The sequence below is a fragment of the Streptomyces sp. NPDC049887 genome (assembly GCF_040656535.1).
In the GTDB taxonomy this organism is placed as follows: Bacteria; Actinomycetota; Actinomycetes; order Streptomycetales; family Streptomycetaceae; genus Streptomyces.
In genome coordinates this window covers 46,080-59,397 of the sequence record NZ_JBFAMM010000004.1, presented here as the reverse complement: position 1 = coordinate 59,397, position 13,318 = coordinate 46,080, and the positions used below count along the sequence as shown (strand labels likewise).

The window sequence follows — 13,318 nt, the reverse complement described above, 5'->3', positions numbered from 1 at the left end:
GATCAGTTCGCTGACCTGGGCGTCCTCGGCCTCCGAGGGCGCCCTTTCGCATGCGCGCGCAAGCCCGCCCGGCGCTGGGCGCCCACCGCCGGGAGACCTCCGGACGGCGGGCGGCAAGGGAGGGACACCCCGCCTGCGGCATACACTCGGACTCACCCGTACGCGTCACTCCGTCCCACGGCAGGAAGAATCCCTCGCGTGGCCAACGCACTGCAGGAATTGGTGAAGAGCCGGCTGGAGCAGCAGGGCTGGTCCTACGGCGACGTGGCCCGGCGCGGGGGCGTCCCGCGTTCCACCGTGCACCACCTGGCCACCGCCGAACGCGTCACCCGCATGCCGCAGCAGGCCACGCTGGAGGGCCTGGCCAGAGGGCTGGAACTACCCCTGGACTCCGTCCGCAGAGCCGCTGCCGAAGCCTGCGGGATCCACCTGTACTTCGAGGAGACCCCCGGCGCACCCGCCGACCCCGAGGTCGCCACCCTCATCGCCAGCGTCCAACAGCTCTCCCCCGCCGACCGCCGCCACGTCACCGCACTCGTCGAATCCCTCCTGCGCAACACCCACCGACCCGACACCGACACACCCGCACGTACCGACACCGGCACAGGTACCGACACCGGCACAGGTACCGGCGTCGGCGCAGACACCGGCACAGGACCCCGCACGGGCCACCGCACCGACCCCCACCCCACCGGCGACTGAACCGCGCCCCACCGGCACCCAACCGGCCCACAGGGGTCAGCGCTCGCTCAGCGTCCGCAGCCAGCCGATCACGGCGTTCACCGTGTGGAAGTCGAGTTCGGCGATCCGGGCGACGGCACGGGTGTCGGTCAGCCGCACCGGGACGCATGCCGCGTCCAGGGCGCAGTGCAGCATCACCTGGTGGGCCTGGGTTGCCGGTAGGTCCTCCCCCACCCGCAGATGAGGGCGCAGACACGCGGAAATGGGCAGCGGCGGTGTCGGGAACGACGGGTATTCCATGCTCATGGTCGGATCGCTCTCTCGTTCAGGCCGGCAACCTCTTGGGAGTCGGCCGGGGACGGCGCCGTTCGCCGACGGAGAGACCCCGGAGTCCGGCGCGGCGCATCAGGAGCTGCACCGTGCCGTGGCTGACCGCGATGCCGTGGCGCGAGGTCAGTTCGTCGTGGATGCGCCGGTATCCATAGGTCCCGTGCGAAGCGGCGTGGATGGCGGAGATGACTTCGGTGAGCCAGGAGTGACGGACGGAACGTGCGGAGGGAGGACGGGAACGCCAGGTGAAGTACCCGGACTCGGTCACCCCCAGGACGCGCGTGGTGATCCGCACGGGCAAGCCCTCGTGAGCCATCACGCGTACTGCCTCGAATCGTCTTTTGGGGACATCGCGTCCCGCAGCAGTTCGGTCGCGCGCCGGAGGACGGCGACCTCGGTCTCCAGTTCCGTGATGCGTCTGCGCGCGGCCGTGAGTTCCGTCCCGGCGTCGGGGAAGTACCGCTGGTGCCGCAGTTGCGGCAGGTATCTGCGCCGCCACTGGTAGAGCGTCCGCTCGCTGAGGCCGAGGTCGACCGCGACCTTCTTCACGGGCTCGCCGACGGCCAGCAGGTCGAGGGCCCGACGACGCACCTCGGGTGGGTAACTCATGGATGGTGGTCCTCCGGAGGACTGGAGACGGGTTCACCTGCCGGCTCGGGGAGGGGGCCCCGAGCCGGCAGGCGGGTGGGGTACGGCGCGGAGCGGCGGGCAGACCCCGTCTGCCGCACGTGTGCCGCAACACGCCCTAGTCGATGTGGCGCCGCAGGGTGACGGTGGGCCGGAAGCTCTGCAGCGGGTTGACGGTCTCGCCGCGAGGTGCGGCCGCCACCGCCCCCCTGAGCAGGTTCACGACCTCGGAGGCCAGGGAGTCGGCGCGGGTCCTGACGGTGCTGATCGGCTCGCGGCTGCGCTCCAGTTCGCCCAGTCGCCTTTCGAGCCGGGCGAGTTCGTTCCTGACCGGGCGGCTCAGCGTGAACGAGTACGGGGTGGAGACGATGAACTGGTAGGCGCCGGCGAACGTCTGGCAGCCGTCGCAGTGGTCGTTGACCGCGCGGCTGTTGTTCGCGGCGTTGAGGCGCGTGATCGTGCCGGTGACGGTGACGACCTGGAACGACAGGGCGACCGAGCGGCACGGGTTGTCGAGCGAGCAGCCCGTGGAACGGGCGACCGCCCTGTTGCGCGCACCGACGCCGAGGCGTGTTCCGAGTTCATGGACCGCGAACTCGTCGTCGTAGTCGAAGCGGTGCCTGGGTCCGGCGTTCGCGTGTGCTTCGTCCACCGCGACGCCGACATGGCGGTTGCCGGTCGACACGGACGATGCCGCCCCGGCCGGGCTCGCCGTGGCGAAGCCGGCCGTGCAGGCGGCGACGAGCATGCCGAACCGTGCGGCTCTGCGGCCGCCGTGGCCGGTGCGTGGTTTTCGGTGTGTCATCGGGATGCTCCTTTGCGGATGTACGGGGAATCGGAAGGGGCTCTCGGGGCCGGAGAGGTGGATGGGGCGATCCGGCCTACGGCTCCTCCGTCGCGCTCTGCGACTCCGAGGGGGTCACCGAGGGCGAAGGGGATCCGGACGGCGTTGTGCTCGGCGACGGCGAGGCGCTGGGGCCGGCCGTAGGCGACGCCGAGGTACGGCTCGGACTCGGCGTCGGGCTCGCCGGGCCCGGTGTCGGCGCGTTCGTGACGGGGCTCGCGGACGGGGAACCGCTGGTGGTGGCGGTCGGGCCGGCGAGGGCGGCGCCGGAAGTCGCCCTGGGTGCGGGGGCCTCGGGCGGTGGGCCGTCGAGGACGGTCGGGGCCGGGGTGACAGGGGTGGGCCGCTCCCCGGCGGGGGCCGCGGCCGTCGGGCGGACCGTGGGCACACCGGGCTGGAGGATGGGGGCGATGGGCGGCTGCCTCGGCAGCGGCTCCGGGGTCATGCCGGTAAGCCACGCCGTGCAGAGCGCGCCCGACCCCACCAGCACCCCACCCCAGACGGCCACCCGCAGCCGGGTGTTGCCCTCCGTGGCCCGGCCGACGACCTTCACCAGCCGGCCCACCAGCCGTACGGCGAGGTAGGTCGCACCGGCCAGGGGGCAGATGAGCATGAAGCTCCCGACGAGACCGACGAGACCGGCGGAGATCTGGCCGTCGGCGAAGGCCGACCAGGTCCCCGCCACCTGTTCCGCAAGTGAGCGCAGGCTGGTGGTCAACAGGCGGGGGAGGTTCCACAGGACGTAGCCGAGTTCGGCGGCGATCAGCGGCACCATGGTCACGACCCATGCGGTGACCATGATCCTGGCGGGCCGCTTCAGCCCGGCCACCTCCGGGGACGGCGAACGTCCCGGCAGCATGGAGCGCAGGATGGGCTTGATCTTCCCGAAGAGGTCGGGGATTCCCGCGAGGTCCCCGAGGATGTAGTAGCCGTCCAGCCTGACAACCGGCAGCAACTGCTCCAGGATCTCGAAGTGCACGAGGTAGATCGCTGCGAGGAAGAGGGGCTGGCCCGTGAGGGCGTACGCCAGGGCGAGCCCCAGCACGAAGACCACGTTGAAGTAGATCCCGCCCAGGTCGGTCCGGATCCGGCCGGCCCGCCCGATGCGGTAGACATCGGTGACCTCCGTGTACATCGAGGGCCAGATCAGGAAGAGGCCGCAGCCGATGCTCCCGGGGCGCGCGCCGCCGTATCTGCACGCCGAGGCGTGGCCGAACTCGTGGAAGACCAGCGATGCCACGATCAGCGCGAAGACGGCGAGCATCAGCACGGGCTGTTCCAGCACCTGCAGCACCGGCGCGATCGCTCCGTGGACGGCGAACAGCCAGACGTCCACGCAGAGCGCCGCGGACAGCACCAGGACCACGACCGGCGGCCGGTGCAGCCAGGCGAGCGCCGCTGCGATACGGGCCACCTGCCGCTCACGGAAGATCACCCGATGGCCCTTGAGGACCAGGAGGAGGTCGGTGGTGGGACCGGCGACCTGGTCGCCCTCCTGTCCGAAGGGGACGGTGATGCCGAGCGGTTCGAGCTTCTGCTCGATGAGGTACTCGATGTTGTCGGCGCTGACCTCCCGTCCGTAGCGCCCACTGACCCGGTGCGAGACGGTCTCGGTGTCTCGTACGCCGTCGATGGCCTCGGCCACCAGGTAGAGCAGCCGGGAGAGCTGGACCACCTGTCCGTCCCCTCGGCGGACCAGGTACTTGCGCTCCGTGAAGCCGGATCCCTGGTACTCGCCGAGAAACTGGAGTCCCGCACCGAGGCGCGGAACGGGGAACAGCGTCTCCGTGTATTCGTACGGGTGAGCCACCTCGCCCGTACCGCAGGCCGCCGCCCCCACGGGACCGGGGTGGACCTTATGGCTTTCGGTCACCGTCCTGCTCTTCCTCCCGGTGCGGGCCGCGCCCCCAAGAACGCGGCCCGCACACGACCGGGCTCGTTACTGACTGATCGAGATGGACTGGGTCGCCTCGGAGGCCGCGACGGCGTCCGGGGAGTCGATGTTGGCGGCGAGCGACTCGTTGTGGGCGCTGACGTAGGCGATGCGCTCGCTCACGTTCGTGGTCCTGACGAAGTTGAACCGCAGCCGGCCCAGGGCCTCGCGCCCGGGCAGCAGTTCGGCGGCGGCCTCGGCGTTGAGCTGGTCGTTGTTCATGGTGGAAACCCCTCTCGGGAGGAAGCGCCGGCTACTGGCTGACGCTGATGGACTGGGCGGCGGACGAGGCCGCGATGGCGTACGGGGAGTCGATGTTGGTCGCGAGCGACTCGTTGTGGGCGCTGACGTAGGCGATGCGCTCGCTCACGCTCGTGGTCCTGACGAAGTTGAACCGCAGCCGGCCCAGGGCCTCGCGCCCGGGCAGCAGTTCGGCGGCGGCCTCGGCGTTGAGCTCTTCGACGTTCATGGTGGAAACCCCTCTGGGAAGGAAGCGCCGCTACTGGCGGACGCTGATGGACTGGGAGGCGTCGGAGGCCGCGACGGCGTCCGGCGAGCAGACGTTGGCCGCGAGCGACTCGTTGTGGGCGTCGACGTAGGCGATGCGCTCGCTCACGCTCGTGGTCCTGACGAAGTTGAACCGCAGCCGGCCCAGGGCCTCGCGCCCGGGCAGCAGCTCCGCGGCGGCCTCGGCGTCCAGTTCTCGCATGCCAAGCATGGGTGGGTCCTTTGCACGAAGGGCATGGGCGGGCCGCGCCCGTTCCCGAACGCGTCCATCCATGCCGGACGATCTGTCTGACGAGATTGGACAGTAGGACTCCGCGAAGCCGCCGACAAGGGACCGGAACATTCCGCCCGCCACGGCGAAGACCCCCATGTCCGCCAAAGCCGCAGGCAGGAGAGGCGGCGGGCAGGGACGGACTCGACGCCCGCCCACACGGAGCCTCACCCGATCGGCTCAATTCCGGCCGATCCCCACCGGCAACGGCAGGGCTCCTCATGGCTATCCTCTCGTGCCTCAAGACGGGTGAACCACCCGAAACCTCCGCGAGAGGGGTGCACGTGCTTGTCGTCACCAAGGCGTCCGCGACCGCCGTTGTCCGCGATCGGACGGGAGAGCCGGTGGTGCTGCTGTCCGGCGAACTCCCCTCCGCCCTCACCCCGTCCGGCGTGGACGAGCTGCTGAACCTGGCCGCCGCCGTGCTCGGGGCGGAGGAACTGGAACTCTTCCGGGCCTGCCTCGCGGCACTCCGCTGCGGCGAGAGGCTCCGGGAAACCCGTATCGAGGTGAGCGGAGCCGTACTGACCATCTACCGCAGCTGAGCGACGGGGCCGGCGCCCCTGCACATCCCGGCGCGGAATTCCGCGCGACGGCCAGGCGTTCCGGCAGCCCACGATTCCGGCCACCCGCGCCGCCGGAATTCTTCAACCCAGGACCCGGTGCAGCCGAGTTGCAATTTCCGCAATTTCCCGACCACACCCAAACCGCCCGCGAAACGCCGCAGTTGAGTCACCCTCGCGAGTGTTCTCAGGGATCACCGCCACATTTCACGGAAAGCTCACGAAGCAAAGCTCAGCCCCGGTTCGACCAGGTTTCGACACAAGGCCGGCAATGCGCCGAAAAGACCTCTCGGCGGACATGCGCGAAGCAATCCGGACACGGGATCCGCGTATGGTCCGGAGGGCCACCAGAAATCCCTAGAACAGGAGAAAAATGGTGAGAACATTCGCACGTGTCATTGCGACCGCGGCCCTGACCGCGACCGCGGCCGCCATTCCCCTGACGGGCACGGCCATCGCCGCACCGGCCCATTCCCCCGTCGCAGCACAGCAGTTCCGCGCCGTGGAACTCTGCACCGACCTCGACCTGCGGCACGTCGGGCACCGCACCCGGGACCGCCACCGGAACCGGTGGGACCGCGACTGCCACCGCCTGTGGGAACGCCGTGCCGCACACCGGGCGCACTGGTACGACGCCTACGGGAGGTACCGCAACCACGCCGGATACGGCTGGGATTGCGGTCGCCGGTTCTGATCCGGCCTGATGCGCCGCCCGAACCGACGGGCGGTCGGCGTGGGCTCCCGGAGACGGCTCCCGGGAGCCCGCTGCCGTTCGCGGATCAGTCGCGGTAGATGGTCAGTACGGCTCCGCTCACCTCGATACGGGTTTCCCGGAGCCTCTCGCCGCAGCGGAGTGCCGCGAGGCAGGCCCGGAAGAGTTCCAGTTCCTCCGCCCCGAGCACGGCGGCGGCCAGGTTCAGCAGCTCGTCCACGCCGGACGGGGTGAGGGCGGAGGGGAGTTCGCCGGACAGCAGCACCACCGGCTCTCCCGTCCGATCGCGGACAACGGCGGTCGTGAGCGCTCCCGGAACGACAAGCACGTCCACCCCTCTCCCGGAGGCATCGGGCGGTTCACCGCCCCGCGGGGCGAGAATAGACCCCCAATCGCCCGCATTTCCGGGCTATCCGATACTTCGCCAGCAAATGCATCAAACAGATGCGCCATACACGCCACCGGCCCGAAGTCCCCGATCCCCCATCGAAATCACACGCCCCCGCACTTCGCCGGCGCGCTCCGGAATCCGAGGTCCGACCCGTCGGCGCGCCCTGTGGGCCGGTTCAGTCGCCGGTGGGGCGCGGTTCAGTCGCCGGTGGGGTGGGGGTCGGTGCCTTGGTGGGTGGTGGGGCGGGTGTCGGTGCCGTGGCCCGTGCGGGGTCCTGTGCCGGTGTCTGCGCCGACGCCGGTACCTGTGCCGGTGTCGGTACGTGCGGGTGTGTCGGTGTCGGGTCGGTGGGTGTTGCGCAGGAGGGATTCGACGAGTGCGGTGACGTGGCGGCGGTCGGCGGGGGAGAGCTGTTGGACGCTGGCGATGAGGGTGGCGACCTCGGGGTCGGCGGGTGCGCCGGGGGTCTCCTCGAAGTACAGGTGGATCCCGCAGGCTTCGGCAGCGGCTCTGCGGACGGAGTCCAGGGGTAGTTCCAGCCCTCTGGCCAGGCCCTCCAGCGTGGCCTGCTGCGGCATGCGGGTGACGCGTTCGGCGGTGGCCAGGTGGTGCACGGTGGAACGCGGGACGCCCCCGCGCCGGGCCACGTCGCCGTAGGACCAGCCCTGCTGCTCCAGCCGGCTCTTCACCAATTCCTGCAGTGCGTTGGCCACGCGAGGGATTCTTCCCGCTCGGACGCCGGTTGACCAAACCGCCGTCAACGACTGCGCGGGGAGGCACCGGAAAGCCCGACGTCCAACGTGATCGGACAACCCATCCAGAGCGATTGGACATGCCCCCGGCGGCACGCCTCCGCAGCGGCACCCGCCCGAAGGTCCCGCCCGCACACGCCCACCCACCACCTCGCGGCGGCGCGGCGCGCCGGTTCCCGGACAGCGCGCCTCCCGGCGACCCCGGATCCGCTTGCGATCACGTCCCCGCTCCGAGACCCTGTCCTGAGAGTCCGCGGCCCCAAGGGGTCAGCGGGCTCAAACAGTTGCGACTTGGGGTGATTCGAGGGGATTCTCCCGTCGCTACTGGCCCGGCGTGGGGGTCCCGTTCCCGGAGGAACGCGGAGACGGGCATCATGCAACCGGAAGACCATCGTCTTATGTCTACGGATACGGTGGCCTGCCACTGATGCGTCCGGTACCGGCTGGCCCAGGGGAGCCCCGGTCCGGACACGACCGAACGATCACGCAGCCAGCAGGCGTGCGGGGGGATGAAAGATGACGTCGACGCCCAACGGCGCCCGGCAGCAGGACGACGACCCTTCCCGGACCACGCAGCTTCGGGTTCCCCCGCAGCTCAGGACGGGAGGCCACCGGTTGCGCCCCAAGAAGGCGCTGCCGAGGTACGACTACGAGCACTACAGCCGGCTGGCCGGTCCCCTGACCCAGCCGGACCCGTCGAAACCGTACAAGGTGCAGTACCGCTCGCTGCTGTCGCAGGAGCCGCACCGCGTCCGGGCCGCTCTGCTCCTCGGGGCCGCGCCGCTGGTCTCGCTGGGCCTGTTCGCCTGGCTGATGCAGCCGCAGCACTGGACCGAGCGCGATCCCAACCTGGACAACGAGCTGCTGCTGTGGCTCGACGTCGTCATGCTCGTCTCGATCGGCCTGATCGAGCTCTTCCGGACGATGAACGTCCTGTCGAACGCGCACGCGACACTCGTCGCCCGCGACCCGATACCCGTCGTGCCGGAGTCCGGCACCCGCGTCGCCTTCCTCACCTCCTTCGTGCCGGGCAAGGAACCCCTGGAGATGGTCACGAAGACGCTCGAGGCGGCAGTGAAGATCCGGCACCGCGGGCTGATGCACGTGTGGCTGCTCGACGAGGGCGACGACCCGGCCGTCAAGGAGGTCTGCGCACGGCTCGGCGTCCACCACTTCTCCCGCAAGGGCATAGCCAAGTGGAACCAGGAGAAGGGCGCCCACCGGGCCAAGACCAAGCACGGCAACTACAACGCCTGGCTCGAGGCGCACGGCGGGGACTACGACTTCTTCGCCTCCGTCGACACCGACCACGTACCGCTGCCGAACTACCTGGAGCGGATGCTCGGGTACTTCCGCGACCCGGACGTCGGGTTCGTCATCGGCCCGCAGGTCTACGGCAACTACGACACCTTCGTCACCAAGGCCGCGGAGTCCCAGCAGTTCCTCTTCCACGCCCTGATCCAGCGCGCCGGCAACCGCTACGGCGCCCCCATGTTCGTCGGCACCTCCAACGCGGTGCGCATCAGCGCCATCAAGCAGATCGGCGGCCTGTACGACTCGATCACCGAGGACATGGCCACCGGCTTTGAGATGCACCGGGCCAAGAACCCGGGCACCGGCAACAAGTGGCGGTCCGTCTACACCCCGGACGTCCTGGCCGTCGGTGAGGGCCCGTCCGCCTGGACCGACTTCTTCACCCAGCAGCTGCGCTGGTCCCGCGGCACGTACGAGACGATCCTCAAGCAGTACTGGAAGGGCTTCGGCACACTGCCGGCCGGCAAGCTCTTCAACTACACGATGATGATCATCTTCTACCCGATGTCGGCCCTCAACTGGATCCTGGCGGCCCTCAGCTGCGCGCTGTTCCTGGGCATGGGCGCCTCCGGCGTGCAGATCGACCCGGCCATCTGGATGATGCTGTACGGCAACGCCTCGGCCCTGCAGATCGGTCTCTACATCTGGAACCGCCGCCACAACGTGTCGCCCCACGAGCCCGAGGGCTCCGGCGGTCTGGCCGGCATGGTGATGTCCGCGCTCTCCGCGCCGATCTACGCACGCTCCCTGATGGACGCCGCGCTGCGCCGCAAGAGCAAGTTCGTGGTGACGCCCAAGGGCGACTCCTCCAGCCCGGACACGCTCTTCGGCACGTTCCGGATCCACCTCTTCTTCATCCTGATCTTCGGCGGCTCGCTCGTCTCCTCGTTCTGGTTCGGGCACGACCATCCGGCGATGATCACCTGGGCCGGCCTGGCCCTGCTGATCACGGCGGCGCCCATCTTCGCCTGGCGGCACGCGATCCGCGAGGAGAAGAAGAAGCGGAGGGGGCGGCGCCGTGCGAAGCCGGGGACGGACGGCGAGGCCTCCGGGACCGTGCCGCCGGCCGCCCATGAGCAGCAGCACCAGTGGGCCCCCGCGGACCAGACCATGCAGATCGCCCTTGGGGGACGTAAGAAATGAGCACAATTCCCGTCCGGCCGAACCACCGCAAGAACCGGGCCCGGCGGATCCTGATCGGCGCGGCGGTCGTGGCGGCGATCGCCGGGTTCAACGGACCGGCGATGTACCGGTACGGCTCGGAGCAGTACCACGAGTACAAGATCAACCGGCCCGAGTACAAGGCGGCGAACGGCCACTGGGACTTCCTCGACGTCCCGGAGAAGTACAAGATCAACACGATCCACGCGGCCCTGCTCCACACCGGCAAGGTGCTGCTGATCGCGGGCTCCGGCAACAACCAGAAGAACTTCGACGCCAAGAAGTTCGAGTCGGTGCTCTGGGATCCGACGACGAACGACTTCAAGCACATACCCACGCCCAAGGACATGTTCTGCGCCGGGCACACCCAGCTGCCCGACGGCAAGCTGCTGGTCGCGGGCGGCACCAAGCGGTACGAGAAGCTCCAGGGTGACGTCACCAAGGCCGGCGGCCTGATGATCGTCCACAACGAGGACCCGGACAAGCCGATCACCCTGCCCGCGGGCACCAAGTTCACCGGCAAGAAGAACGGCAAGACGTTCATCTCCAAGGACCCGGTCCTGGTCGAGAAGGCGAAGAAGGTCTTCGACAAGGAGACCGGGCGCTTCCTGCGCACCGAGGCGGGCCTCGGCCGGATCTACGTCGAGGCCGCGAAGTCCGGGAAGTCGTACGAGACCGGCACCGAGGACAACTACCGGGTGCACGGCCTCAAGGGCACGGACAACCGGAACGTCTACGGCATCGCGCAGAAGCTCGCCCTCGACAAGAAGGACTTCCAGGGCATCAAGGAGGCCTACGAGTTCGACCCGGTCGCGGAGAAGTACATCACCGTCGACCCGATGAACGAGGCCCGCTGGTATCCCACGCTCACCACGCTCGAGGACGGCAAGGTCCTGTCCCTGTCCGGCCTGGACGAGATCGGCCAGATCGTCCCGGGCAAGGACGAGATCTACGACCCGAAGACGAAGAAGTGGGAGTACACCGGCTTCGAGCGGCGTTTCCCGACCTACCCGGCGATCTTCCTGATGGACAACGGGAAGCTCTTCTACTCCGGCTCCAACGCCGGATACGGTCCCGCGGACGTCGGCCGTGACCCCGGGATCTGGGACCTGGACACCAACAAGTTCACCAAGGTGCCTGGGCTGAGCGACCCGGACCTGATGGAGACCTCGGCGACGGTGATGCTGCCGCCGGCCCAGGACCAGCGGTTCATGGTCATCGGCGGTGGCGGGGTCGGCGAGTCCGAGAAGTCCAGCGAGAAGTCCCGGCTGGTCGATCTGAAGGACCCGCAGCCCCGCTTCAAGGACGGCGCCTCCCTCGACAAGGGCACCCGCTACCCGAGCGCCTCGCTGATGCCGGACGACAGCGTCCTGGTCACCGGCGGCTCCGAGGACTACCGGGGCCGCAGCGGCTCCAATGTGCTGGAGGCGCGCACGTACGACCCGAAGACGGGCGAGTACGCCCGGGTCGCCGACCCCAGGGTCGGGCGCAACTACCACTCGGGTTCGGTGCTGCTGCCCGACGGCCGGGTGATGATCTTCGGCTCGGACTCGCTCTTCGGCGACGACGCCAACACCAAGCCCGGTGTCTTCGAGCAGCGGATCGAGATCTACACACCGCCCTACCTCTTCCGGGACTCCCGGCCGGAGATCGGCGCCGGCCCGAAGAAGATCGCGCGTGGCGGCTCGGCGACGTTCAAGAGCACGGACGCGGCGAAGCTGAAGTCGGCGAAGCTGATGCGGCCCAGCGCGGTGACGCATGTGACCGACGTCGACCAGCGGTCCATCGCGCTGGAGATGACGAAGACGGCGGGCGGTTTCGAGGTCACGGTGCCGAAGAACCGCTCCCTGGTCCCGTCCGGCTGGTACATGCTGTTCGTGACGGACGACAAGGGCACCCCGTCGGAGGCCGTCTGGGTCGAGGTCCCCTAGTCCGGGACGACGAACGGCCGCGACGGCGAGGGGGCTCCCGCGGCGGGAGCCCCCTCGCCGTCGTGTGCGCGGCTACTCGGTGTTGCGGGCCAGTTCGAGCGCGTACTCCGGGTACCAGTCGCCGGCCTTGGGACCGCCCTTGCAGTCGCCGTCGGACTCGCCCGGGCGCTTCACCCACAGATAGGCGTCGACCAGCGGATCACCGGTCTTCGTCGTGGGCTCCTCGCCGAGGGCGCGGCCCGGCGGGTTGCACCAGTTCTCCTTGGGATCGCCCTGGGTGTACGGCCCGTTGCCGTTGCGGCTGGTGTCGATCACGAAGTGCTTCCCGCCGACCTTGGCGGAGAGCTTGCGACCGAAGTCCTTGCTGGCCTCGGTCGTCTGGAAGTTGGAGACATTGACCGCGAAGCCGTCGGCCTGGTCGATGCCGGCCCGGCGCAGCGGGTCCGGGAGAGAGCCCGGGTCCGCCCAGCCGGCGTTGCCCGCGTCCAGGTAGACCTTGGTGGCGGGGAGTCGACCGAGCCGTTCGATGGCCCCCTTCAGCAGGTCGTACCGCTCCTGGTGGTGCTCCTGCGGGGTGCAGCCGTCCACCAGGTGCAGCACGGCGTCCGGTTCGAGGACGACGGTGGCCCGGCGGTCCCCGATGCCCTCGGCGACCTTGTCCACCCAGGCCCGGTAGGCGTCGCCGTCCGAGGCACCGCCCCTGGAGAACTGACCGCAGTCCCGGTGCGGGATGTTGTAGAGGACCAGCAGGGCGTCGCGGTCCGCCTTCGCGGCGGCCTCGGTGTACCGCCGCGCCTCGCCCTCCGGGTCGTCGGGGCCGATCCACTCCCCCACCGGCTGAGCCGCGATCTTCTTGATCAGCTCGGCGCTCGCGCTGTCGCCGTCGTCGAGGTACGAGGCCACCTGCTTCGCCGCGTTCCCCTCGGGGTTCACCCAGTACGGGTCCGTCCCCTTGGGCTGCTGCGCAGCGGGCTTGTCGCCGTCGCCGTCCGAGGAGGAACATCCCGCCACCAGCAGGACGGCCCCCATCGCGGCCGCCGTCCATCGGGCGCGCCCGACTCGACTGCCGTACATCCACTCCCCCTTGGTGCACCGTGGTACGTGCCGGGCCACCCCCCAGGCGCCCCGCTGCCGGAACGAGCCCGGCCGGATCCATCCTGACACACGCGGTCCGCCGACCACGAGGCAACCGAGGCCGCCGCTGCCCCGGCAGGACGCGGCCTCGGACGACAGCCGCGCTCCCGTCGGTGCGGACCCCGGCCGCCACCGGCGGAGCGGGCCCGGCTGCCCCGAACGCCGCC

The 13,318-nt window shown here is 69.7% G+C and carries 16 protein-coding genes; 5 read left to right on the top strand and 11 right to left on the bottom strand.

Features of this window, described 5'->3' with window-relative positions; translation table 11 throughout:
* Window positions 1-198 precede the first annotated feature (198 nt).
* Window positions 199-702 carry a helix-turn-helix transcriptional regulator gene (locus AB0J10_RS06390; protein ID WP_363058418.1) on the top strand — a complete coding sequence of 168 codons (504 nt, stop codon included), beginning with the start codon at window positions 199-201 and terminating at the stop codon, window positions 700-702.
* A gap of 36 nt (window positions 703-738) precedes the next feature.
* Here the strand turns inward: AB0J10_RS06390 and AB0J10_RS06385 are convergent, their stop codons facing one another.
* From AB0J10_RS06385 to AB0J10_RS06350, 8 genes are all read right to left on the bottom strand, one after another.
* Window positions 739-987: a hypothetical protein gene (locus AB0J10_RS06385; protein WP_363058416.1), complete on the bottom strand. Its 249-nt coding sequence runs from the start codon at window positions 985-987 to the stop codon at window positions 739-741.
* A 19-nt stretch (window positions 988-1,006) separates the two neighbouring features.
* Window positions 1,007-1,306, bottom strand: a complete 300-nt coding sequence (locus tag AB0J10_RS06380) for an IS3 family transposase (RefSeq protein WP_363058414.1) — start codon at window positions 1,304-1,306, stop codon at window positions 1,007-1,009.
* Between the two features lie 20 nt (window positions 1,307-1,326).
* Entirely contained in the window at window positions 1,327-1,620 is a 294-nt protein-coding gene (locus AB0J10_RS06375; RefSeq protein ID WP_363058412.1) for a transposase, read from the bottom strand.
* Between the two features lie 136 nt (window positions 1,621-1,756).
* Entirely contained in the window at window positions 1,757-2,443 is a 687-nt protein-coding gene (locus AB0J10_RS06370; RefSeq protein ID WP_363058410.1) for a hypothetical protein, read from the bottom strand.
* Window positions 2,444-2,519: 76 nt separating this feature from the next.
* The gene (locus AB0J10_RS06365; RefSeq protein WP_363058408.1) at window positions 2,520-4,355 is read right to left on the bottom strand and encodes a hypothetical protein; all 1,836 of its coding nucleotides are present in this window, start codon (window positions 4,353-4,355) and stop codon (window positions 2,520-2,522) included.
* A 66-nt stretch (window positions 4,356-4,421) separates the two neighbouring features.
* Window positions 4,422-4,637, bottom strand: a complete 216-nt coding sequence (locus AB0J10_RS06360) for a hypothetical protein (RefSeq protein WP_363058406.1) — start codon at window positions 4,635-4,637, stop codon at window positions 4,422-4,424.
* Between the two features lie 31 nt (window positions 4,638-4,668).
* Window positions 4,669-4,884, bottom strand: a complete 216-nt coding sequence (locus tag AB0J10_RS06355; RefSeq protein WP_363058404.1) for a hypothetical protein — start codon at window positions 4,882-4,884, stop codon at window positions 4,669-4,671.
* 30 nt (window positions 4,885-4,914) lie between these two features.
* A complete protein-coding gene (locus tag AB0J10_RS06350) occupies window positions 4,915-5,124 on the bottom strand; it encodes a hypothetical protein (protein WP_290353683.1) in 210 nt (69 codons plus the stop codon).
* A 353-nt stretch (window positions 5,125-5,477) separates the two neighbouring features.
* Here AB0J10_RS06350 and AB0J10_RS06345 point away from each other — a divergent pair, with 353 nt between their 5' ends.
* Together AB0J10_RS06345 and AB0J10_RS06340 are read left to right on the top strand one after the other, a co-directional pair.
* Entirely contained in the window at window positions 5,478-5,738 is a 261-nt protein-coding gene (locus AB0J10_RS06345; RefSeq protein ID WP_363058402.1) for a hypothetical protein, read from the top strand.
* Between the two features lie 391 nt (window positions 5,739-6,129).
* Entirely contained in the window at window positions 6,130-6,450 is a 321-nt protein-coding gene (locus AB0J10_RS06340) for a hypothetical protein (RefSeq protein ID WP_363058400.1), read from the top strand.
* An 85-nt stretch (window positions 6,451-6,535) separates the two neighbouring features.
* Here the strand turns inward: AB0J10_RS06340 and AB0J10_RS06335 are convergent, their stop codons facing one another.
* On the bottom strand, window positions 6,536-6,796 hold the full coding sequence (locus tag AB0J10_RS06335) for a hypothetical protein (protein WP_363058398.1): 261 nt from the start codon (window positions 6,794-6,796) through the stop codon (window positions 6,536-6,538).
* Window positions 6,797-7,056: 260 nt separating this feature from the next.
* The gene (locus AB0J10_RS06330) at window positions 7,057-7,572 is read right to left on the bottom strand and encodes a helix-turn-helix transcriptional regulator (protein WP_363058396.1); all 516 of its coding nucleotides are present in this window, start codon (window positions 7,570-7,572) and stop codon (window positions 7,057-7,059) included.
* A gap of 555 nt (window positions 7,573-8,127) precedes the next feature.
* Between AB0J10_RS06330 and AB0J10_RS06325 the strand changes: the two genes are divergently transcribed.
* Entirely contained in the window at window positions 8,128-10,068 is a 1,941-nt protein-coding gene (locus AB0J10_RS06325) for a cellulose synthase catalytic subunit (RefSeq protein WP_363058394.1), read from the top strand.
* Window positions 10,065-12,017: a kelch motif-containing protein gene (locus tag AB0J10_RS06320; RefSeq protein ID WP_363058392.1), complete on the top strand. Its 1,953-nt coding sequence runs from the start codon at window positions 10,065-10,067 to the stop codon at window positions 12,015-12,017. Before AB0J10_RS06325 ends, AB0J10_RS06320 begins: the two co-directional genes overlap by 4 nt.
* A 72-nt stretch (window positions 12,018-12,089) precedes the next feature.
* On the opposite strand, the gene AB0J10_RS06315 is transcribed toward AB0J10_RS06320, so the two are convergent.
* Window positions 12,090-13,091 (bottom strand): glycoside hydrolase family 6 protein, encoded by a 1,002-nt coding sequence (locus AB0J10_RS06315; RefSeq protein WP_363058390.1) that lies wholly within the window; start codon window positions 13,089-13,091, stop codon window positions 12,090-12,092.
* Window positions 13,092-13,318: the final 227 nt, after the last annotated feature.

Excerpts from the sequence above, each read along its gene's own strand:
- AB0J10_RS06320 (WP_363058392.1), top strand. The coding sequence starts at position 10,065 with ATGAGCACAATTCCCGTCCGGCCGAACCACCGCAAGAACCGGGCCCGG.
- AB0J10_RS06360 (WP_363058406.1), bottom strand. The coding sequence starts at position 4,637 with ATGAACAACGACCAGCTCAACGCCGAGGCCGCCGCCGAACTGCTGCCC.
- AB0J10_RS06375 (WP_363058412.1), bottom strand. The coding sequence starts at position 1,620 with ATGAGTTACCCACCCGAGGTGCGTCGTCGGGCCCTCGACCTGCTGGCC.
- AB0J10_RS06385 (WP_363058416.1), bottom strand. The coding sequence starts at position 987 with ATGAGCATGGAATACCCGTCGTTCCCGACACCGCCGCTGCCCATTTCC.
- AB0J10_RS06325 (WP_363058394.1), top strand. The coding sequence starts at position 8,128 with ATGACGTCGACGCCCAACGGCGCCCGGCAGCAGGACGACGACCCTTCC.
- AB0J10_RS06340 (WP_363058400.1), top strand. The coding sequence starts at position 6,130 with ATGGTGAGAACATTCGCACGTGTCATTGCGACCGCGGCCCTGACCGCG.
- AB0J10_RS06370 (WP_363058410.1), bottom strand. The coding sequence starts at position 2,443 with ATGACACACCGAAAACCACGCACCGGCCACGGCGGCCGCAGAGCCGCA.
- AB0J10_RS06350 (WP_290353683.1), bottom strand. The coding sequence starts at position 5,124 with ATGCGAGAACTGGACGCCGAGGCCGCCGCGGAGCTGCTGCCCGGGCGC.
- AB0J10_RS06355 (WP_363058404.1), bottom strand. The coding sequence starts at position 4,884 with ATGAACGTCGAAGAGCTCAACGCCGAGGCCGCCGCCGAACTGCTGCCC.
- AB0J10_RS06315 (WP_363058390.1), bottom strand. The coding sequence starts at position 13,091 with ATGTACGGCAGTCGAGTCGGGCGCGCCCGATGGACGGCGGCCGCGATG.